Here is an 8,299-nt window from a genome sequence, read left to right as displayed (position 1 = left end):
ATGTTCTCCGCCAGGATGCGATCTTCCACGAGGCGGACCACACGGTCCTTAGCATCCTGATCAAATTTTCTAGGCATGTTCCAGATTTTCCCATCTACTCAAACGGAACAAAACCTGGGGCACTTCACTTTTAGCAAGTTGGGGGTCAAGTCCCTTGTAGTGGTGTAACGGTGTTTTCCTCTCGTTTGGGGTTTTAGCCTGCGAGTGCGGGCATGTCGGCATCGGTCGTGGTTGTGGGTGTGGTGATCAGGTTGAGGCGGCTCTTGGCGAGGACTTCCACGCCGAGGTAGCGGCGGCCTTCTGCCCATTCATCGGTTTGCTCGGCCAGGACGGCGCCGACGAGCCGGACAATCGCTTCCCGGTTTGGGAAGATCCCAACCGCATCGGTGCGGCGCCGGATCTCGCGGTTCAGCCGTTCGGTGGGGTTGTTCGACCAGATCTGCTACCAGACCTCGGTCGGGAAGCTGGTGAACGTGAGAATGTCAGTGCGGGCGGCATCGAGGTGGTCTGCGACGTCGGGGAGTTTCTCGGCGGTGTAGTCCAGCAGCCGGTCGAACTGGGTGTGAACAGCATCGGCGTCAGGCTGGTCATAGACGGAGTGGAGCATGGCCTTGACCGCCGGCCACAAGCTCTTGGGAGTGATGCTCATCAGGTTCGCGGCGTAGTGAGTGCGGCAACGCTGCCAGACGGCACCGGGCAGGTTCGCTGCGATCGCTTCCACGAGGCCTTGGTGGGCGTCGGAGGTGACCAGCCGGACCCCGGACAGTCCTCGGGCGACCAGATCGGCGAAAAACTCGTTCCAGGCCGGGCCGGTCTCGCTCGTGGCGACCCGCATCCCTAAGACTTCGCGATGCCCGTCGGCGTTGACCCCGGTCGCGAGCATGACGACCGCGTTGACCACACGACCTCCCTCGCGAACTTTCATCGTCAACGCGTCGGCGGTCACGAACGTGAACGGCCCAGCATCGCCTAGTGGACGGTGTCGAAACTCGGCGACGTGCTCGTCCAACTCGGCGGCCATGCGAGAGACCTGGGACTTCGACAGCCGGTCGATTCCCAACGTCTTGACCAACTTGTCCATCCGGCGAGTACTGACTCCAGCGAGATAGCAGTCGGCAACAACAGTGATCAATGCGGACTCGGCGCGCTTGCGACGCTCCAGCAGCCACTCAGGGAAATAGGTGCCCTGGCGTAGTTTCGGGACCGCGATGTCCAAGGTCCCAACACGGGTATCGAGAGGCCGGTGGCGGTAGCCGTTGCGCTGGGCACGTCGGTCGGGATCTGGGCGGCCGTACTCGGCACCTGCAACCGCATCAGCATCCGCAGACAGCAACTCGTTGATCACAGTCTGCAACAGGTGACGCCTCGGCAAGCAGTTCGCCAAGCAGCCCGGCAGGGTCGACAATATGGGTAGCGGTCATCGTGTGGCCTTTCGCGAGTGAGTTGTAGGGGACGAAACTCGAGGATCACACGGTGACCGCCCTGCTGTCCAGCACGACCACCCCGCTACACCACTATGAGGGACTCAACTCCCTTGGTGATTAGTAGCGCCCTCGCTCATCAGCGAGATGCTGTTCGCAAATGATCCCACTAGCGCCATGTCCGCACCCCCACGTGTGCCAAACGTGTCGAGGTACTCCGATTCGAGCTGTGGGTTTAGGGCTTGGCGCCTGGCACCGGGACCGCGTCCGCTAATCTGAGGTGTGTCTCAGCTGCCAACGATACGACGCATCGGCGGCAGCCACGAAATCGTGGAACCGTCCGGGCCGACTAGACAATTCCTTAGGCGTGCCGGTTTCGGCGACGCTAGCACCGTCCGCTAAGGGTTCGAGGAAGACCACCTGATCGGCGCTATCTATGGTGGATAGTCTGTGCGCTACCACGATCACAGTGCGGCCCTCAGATAGTTGACTGATGACGTCGCTAATCGCCGATTCATTCTCGCCGTCCAGCGCCGAGGTAATCTCGTCGAGCAGCAGTATCGGAGCATCCTTGATGAATGCCCGAGCGATTGCCACTCGTTGGCGCTCACCTCCAGACAGGCTCTGCCCGGCAGGCCCCACTTCGGTATCCCAACCGTGAGGCAGCGCCTCAATCACCCGATCAAGTCTCGCCTTGCGAGCTGCTTCTTCCAACTCGGCGTCCGTCGCATTGGGACGGGCAATCCGCAGATTCTCCCGGATCGTGGTGTCAAACAGGTAGGTGTCCTGGAACACCATCGAGGTCAGCTCCATGATCCGCGTGGTTGGAATCTCGCGCACGTCCACCCCACCGATGGTCACGCTACCGGCGTCGACATCCCAAAACCTTGCGGTGAGACGCAAGATCGTCGACTTCCCGGCCCCTGACGGCCCCACTAGTGCGGTGACTGCTCCCTGCGGGGCGGTGAGCGAGACATCGTCTAGGACAGGCCGGCCTGACTCGTAGGAAAACGACACTCCTCGGAATTCAATCGACGTCCCACGCGGTTCCCGTGCCTGCTCGGAATCAGGTTCGGCAAGTGGCGCGGCATCAAGGATTATTCCCATCTGGCGCAACGCCACTGCGGCGTTATCGACCTCAGATGCGTAGAGCGCGGCTTTTGTGAGCGGCAGTAGCATGCGCGCACTGACCGCCGCGATCACCAGATACGCTATCGGGTCCAGACGCGCTCCGGTCACGAACGACAGCCCCAAGGCGAGCACCACCGCGAAAGTCACGTTAGCGATGAGGTTGAATCCTTGGGCAGGTCGGCCCTTGATCCGAAGCCCGGCCAACGTCGCCTCAGAGTCGGCTTGCAGAGTATCTTGTACGGGGTCCCACGACGTTGCGGCACCCGTGGCTCGAAGCACCGGTTGTAGCCTGGCGAACTCAATCAACCGGCCGGCTGCGGCGGCCGAGGTACGGTCTTCCATGTCATTGGCTCTGGTTGTTGCCGCCGACATTTTCCGCCACGTGAGAATAAACGGCAAGATCGACACTGCCATGACCACAGCTAACGGCCACTCAATGAATGCGGTGGCAACGAGCATCACCAACGGCACGATGAAGGCGTTGCACAGGTTCGGGATCACCATTGATGCCAGATGCGACAGGGTGTTGATCTCCTTGGATGTCGCATTAGCCACGTCCGCTTCGCGTTTGGCATTAAACCACCCAAGCGGCAGCTGCAAGACATGATCTGCTACGCGATCAATTAAGGTATCGCATACTTCATAGACGCTGATCCGATAGGAGCGGTACATCGCGAAGGTGTCGACCGTCACCGTGATCGCGCCGAGGATGGCAACGACGACGAGCCAGGTGCCAAGGGTTTCAGAGCGGGAGAATAATGCCCGAAGGAAGGGGATCATCAACGCCAGTGTGATGCCTTGTAGGACAGCGGAGAAGGCGAACCAGCCCACCAACGTACGCAACTCGGCCCTGTTGACGACCCTGATCATTAGTTTCCACATGAGCGTGTCTCTCCTTAGGCCATGTAATGGAGTTCTTGGGCCCGCCACATCTCGCTATAGGTCCCCGCTTGGTCGACCAAGTCCTCGTGCCTACCACGCTGAGTGATGTGGCCGTCCTCAATCACGAGGATCTGGTCGGCGTCTCGGATGGTGGCGAGTCGATGCGCGATGATGATCACCGTGCGCCCGGATGCCAAGGTGCTGAGCGCTTCGTGGATCGCACGCTCCGACTGGGGGTCTGCTTGCGCGGTGGCCTCGTCGAGAATCAAGATCGGCGCATCCTGCAAGTATGCTCGCGCCAGGGTGATGCGTTGCCGCTCACCGCCCGAGAGGAAGCCACCAACCTCGCCAAGCACGGTGTCATACCCCTCGGGCAGACGCATAATGCGATCGTGGATGCATGCCGCACGGGCTGCTGCCTCGACCTCGGCGCGCGTTGCCGACGGTTTCGACAGCGCGATATTGGTATGGACCGAATCGTTCGACAACGTTACGTCCTGTAGGACGATCGCGACGCGGGAAAGTAGCCACGAAAAACTCGCCTCGCGCACATCCACACCGCTGATGCGTACCACGCCATCATTGACGTCGTAAAAGCGCGCAATCAGCCGGGCCAGTGTGGACTTCCCTCCGCCCGACGGGCCCACCAGAGCCGTGACCGTTCCGGGCTCAGCCTTAAAGGAGACACCGTGCACAACGGGCACGTCAGGCTCGTAGGAGAAGGAAACCTCACAGACCTCAACTTGGCCGGGGTTTGGGCCCTCTTCTTGGGTGCGGCTGCCTTCGGGCATGGGTTTCTCGGAAAGCAGCTCTGCCGTGGTGCGAGCCGCCAGCTGCGACTCATAGATATGCTGCATCAGACCGACTAGCACCGTGAACCCCTCCGGGATACCGGGAGCGATCAGGAAGAATGGCAGCGTCGCCGACAGCGTGCTCCAATCCTGTGCGACGAATAGCGCCGCCAGTAACGCGACCGTGACGAAGACCGTGGCTGGACGCAGTAGCGAACCGAGCAGACTAATCGCTCTGCCGGAGCGACGAACCCAGTCGAAGGAGATGGCAGAAAATTGCTGGCGGGCGGCGTTAAAGCGCGTTCGGGTCGCATCGGTGGCCTGGAAATTCTTGATCTCCTTAATGCCCTCAAGCATTTCGACGGTGGCTGCGGCCAGTGCGGTCTGGGCATGTCCGAATCGCTCGGTGATATCGCTATAGCCGCGCATGGTCGTGCTGACGATGATCATGATCGCTACGGCCCACGTTCCAAAGAGCGCGAGCGCCAGTCGCCAATCGACCCACACGAGATACCCGAGGCCTACGACCATCGAGACCACGGCGTTGGTGACATCACCGGGAACATGCGCAACGAGAGTATGGATGGCTGCGGTATCGTCACACACCATCTTGCGGATGGCCCCGTGCGGCACCTGCGAGACCCTACCCAAGGGCAAACTGCCCAGCGCTTGGACCACATTGCCGCGCAACCGATGTCGGAGCTTGGCTTCTGCCTCGTGGGTGACACCCAATCCAAACAGGTAGAGCAATTGGCCCACGAACAGCGAAAGCACCGCTATCACGGCCCAAACCCACGGCTTTCCGGTCCAGCCGGTGCGCACCTGCCCGTCAAGCCAGATCGCGGCCATGTTGTGTAAGGCGACGAACGGCACCAGCGTGACGATAGCGCTTAAGGCTGTGAGGACTGCGGAAAGGACCATCGCGCCCTTGGCCGGGCGGATTAGTGCGGCGACGGAAATACTCACATCGGGCTCCTGTCGAGTCGAGTCTTTCGAAACGTTCATTGGCGCCACCACCACAGCAACGCAGTAACGGCCCATAGGAGGCCCACCAGGCACCAATCTCGCACCTGCCACGGTGTGTGTTGGAGTTCCGTGCGCCGCGGATAGGCGCTAAAGCCACGTGAATCCATCGACAGGGCAACCCGTTCGCCGTGCTGGACGGCGAGGATCGCCAGTGGCACGAGGGAACCCACCCATCGAATTGCGGGCGCTAACGGCCCCCATGATGCCCCAATACCCCGCAATGCCCGCGCTGTGCGCAACAGCTGGAAATCTTGCCGGAAACGAGTGACGAAGGCGACAGCCGCAGTTCCCGCCGCAGTGACCCGATGGGGAAGCTTGAACGTCGTCGTCAACGTGCGAAGCAGCGCTTCCGGATGAGTGCTGATGCCTGAAAGCAGCATGAGGGACAACAGTGCCCCGATACCGCTCGCTGCCGCAAGCTCGCCACCGTGATTGTAGAGTGGGCTGACCTCTTCAATGGTGTAGTTGTAGCGGAACACCGGCAGTAGCACAGCTGCGATGACCCAGGGTGCTAGCAGTGACATGACCGTTCGAGCGCGACTCGCTCTCGCGGCTACCATGGCCAGGCTCGCTGCGATGAGCACTCCAACATTGACGGCCGGGTCCTTGCATACGAACACCATGACCATCGCCGGGATTAGCGCCAATAGCAACGTCACAGGATTGAACGATGAGAAGAGTCCACGGGGCACGGACGGCGAAGGCGGGTTCGCTGGTGCTGCGGATGCGGCGTTTTCACGAGTTTCGCTAACGGCAGCAGGTAGCGCGATGATGTGGCTGCAGCGTGATAGGGCAAGTTCTAGGTCGTGGGTGGCCATGATGACGGTTCTGCCCTCAGCGCGCAGTTCGTCGATGAAGGCCATGAGTTCGCAGGTATTCGCCCAGTCCTGGCCGTACGTGGGCTCGTCAAGGACAATCACATCGCGGCTCTCGGCGACCATCGTAGCCACCGATAGTCTACGAATCTGGCCGCCTGAGAGAGTCAACGGGTGTTGGTCTCGATACTGGGAGAGATGGAATTGCTCCACAATAGCCTCGGCTTTAGACGCGGAAACATCCCCCGTGGAGATTTCGCCAGCCACGGTGGAACAAACCATCTGATGTTCCGGGTTTTGAAACACGTAGCCGACCTGGTGCCGCCCTCGCCGCACAACCTCTCCGCAGACCGTAGCGCGTTGTGCCTTTGATGGTATGAGACCCGCCAGCGCCGCGAGCAGGGATGTTTTGCCTGCGCCATTCGGCCCTATAAGGGCGATAAACTCGCCACCCCGTAGCCGCATAGAGATAGCTGGGGAACGTCCGGGAACACAGAAATCTGCCAGCTCTACCGTGGCGCTGCCTCCACCGTCGAGCGTGTCAATCGGATCGATGGTTTCCCATCCTGCTTCGGTGCGCCGCTGATATTGCACCGAATCACCACAGATATCCGTGATGCGGGGAACTCGAATGCCCGCCTGCTCGCAGGTCAAGGCGTGGTGCGGGGATTCGTCGCGTAACGCACGGGGCAGCCACACTCCGCACGCCTCAAGTTCCGCGGTATGGCTGAGAAAAACCTCATGTGGAGTTCCCTGCGCGATCACCGCGCCCTGCGCGTTGAGCGCTATGACGTGATCGCACAGGGGTAGGACCGGGTCGAGGTCATGGTCGATCACCACGATGCCCACGCCATCGCTAACCAGCTGTTGGATGACGCTGTAAAACTCGTCCGTGCCTTGCGTGTCAATCATCGATGTTGGCTCATCGAGGACTAGTAAGCGGGGCTGCATAGCCAGTGCTACCGCGATCGCTAGGCGCTGGCGTTGGCCGCCCGATAATCTCCATGGGCTCTCCCACAGCTTGGTCTCCAGACCAACCGCAGCCAATGCCTCGCGTACCCGTCGATCAATCTCAGGAACAGGCAGGCAGAGGTTCTGCAGCGCAAACGCGACATCGTCATACACCGTACGGGTAATGACTGCGGCATCCGGATTTTGTCCCACGTAGGCGACATTGGTAGCGATCAACTGGACCGTGGCGTCGGAGATTTCGGCGCCGGTAATTTGAACGCTGCCGGAGTATTCGGACGGCAGACAGTGGGGCACAAGGCCGCACACGGCTCGGACGAAGGTAGTTTTACCGCATCCAGAGGGCCCAATGACGGCCGTTACCTGACCGCTCAGGTGGACCAGGCTTGGACGTTGCAGCACCCACCGGTCCTGACCCAAGTAGTGAACGGAAAGATCCTCAACCGCCAGGAGCGCCCGCGCGGACTCGCTCACAGACCGTTGCTCGCTGCTCAAAGTGGAGGCCAGCCTTTCACTCACGATGGTCTACGCCTACGCCTACGCCTGCATTGTTGAGCAAACGGGTTAGTCCGACGACGGCCAAACCGCCAATGACGGACGACGTGACTCCCGCTAGCACGATCAGTCCCGATACCGAGATTCCCACCGCGTGCTTGAGCAGCGTGAGGTACAACAGGCTGTTAAATGCCCCGAAGAATGCGGCGGAGATCAGATACGCCCACCACGTCCACTTCCGGTACAGCATCAACGCCATGGGAAACTCAACCAGGAGCCCGCCAATGACGTTACCGACAATCGCGGCAGGCCCAGTGGGAGTAGTAAATGCGCTCACAACTCCGATGATCAGCGCGGCCAGCAGCGAAGCGCCCGGCCTTCGCACAACGGCCAGAGGAAGGAGGTAGGGAATGACCCAAAGTCCGAGAAGGGACACCCCGAGCCAGACTGCGCTCTGCGAAGCCGCACCCGCCGGCGCGATGTAGTTCAGTGGGATGAGGATGATGAGGCCGACCACCGACAGGGAGGCCACCATCATGAGATTTCGGGTACCTAGAATTGAGTCGGTTAATCCTCCGCGAGCTGAGCGTCGAACTGTACCGGATCGGTCTGTCACAGCAAACCTCCTTCCACTTAGGTAAGCCTAACCTAACTCCCGACCGAGGTTAAGTCCCTTGAGCGAGACGTTGAGCCTACGTAGAGACGCAGCTCGAGGGGTTTCTCGCGTTTTGAAAGGACGCAAAGTGACCGCTGAGGATCTCTGGGCAGA

General features: G+C 60.6%; 4 protein-coding genes and 1 pseudogene. All 5 read right to left on the bottom strand.

The features are described from left to right. Positions 1-193: 193 nt before the first annotated feature. A pseudogene (locus PV375_RS07990) lies at positions 194-1,421 on the bottom strand (IS256 family transposase). 270 nt (positions 1,422-1,691) lie between these two features. Continuing rightward, positions 1,692-3,434 carry an ABC transporter ATP-binding protein gene (locus PV375_RS07985; RefSeq protein ID WP_332106854.1) on the bottom strand — a complete coding sequence of 581 codons (1,743 nt, stop codon included), beginning with the start codon at positions 3,432-3,434 and terminating at the stop codon, positions 1,692-1,694. Between the two features lie 14 nt (positions 3,435-3,448). Beyond that, positions 3,449-5,191, bottom strand: a complete 1,743-nt coding sequence (locus tag PV375_RS07980) for an ABC transporter ATP-binding protein (protein ID WP_332106853.1) — start codon at positions 5,189-5,191, stop codon at positions 3,449-3,451. Between the two features lie 35 nt (positions 5,192-5,226). After that, on the bottom strand, positions 5,227-7,509 hold the full coding sequence (locus tag PV375_RS07975) for an ATP-binding cassette domain-containing protein (protein WP_332106852.1): 2,283 nt from the start codon (positions 7,507-7,509) through the stop codon (positions 5,227-5,229). Between the two features lie 37 nt (positions 7,510-7,546). Beyond that, positions 7,547-8,068, bottom strand: coding sequence for an ECF transporter S component (locus PV375_RS07970; RefSeq protein ID WP_332106851.1), 522 nt, complete (start codon positions 8,066-8,068; stop codon positions 7,547-7,549). Between the last annotated feature and the right edge of the window lie 231 nt (positions 8,069-8,299).

It is taken from the genome of Gulosibacter sp. GYB002, assembly GCF_036577665.1.
GTDB classification, from domain to species: Bacteria; Actinomycetota; Actinomycetes; order Actinomycetales; family Microbacteriaceae; genus Gulosibacter; species Gulosibacter hominis.
The sequence above is the reverse complement of the archived record's forward strand: the minus strand, read 5'-3'. Positions and strand labels throughout refer to the sequence as shown.

What these genes read in the sequence shown, in the direction of transcription:
- PV375_RS07985 (WP_332106854.1), bottom strand. Translation starts at nt 3,434, where the DNA reads ATGTGGAAACTAATGATCAGGGTCGTCAACAGGGCCGAGTTGCGTACG.
- PV375_RS07970 (WP_332106851.1), bottom strand. Translation starts at nt 8,068, where the DNA reads ATGATGGTGGCCTCCCTGTCGGTGGTCGGCCTCATCATCCTCATCCCA.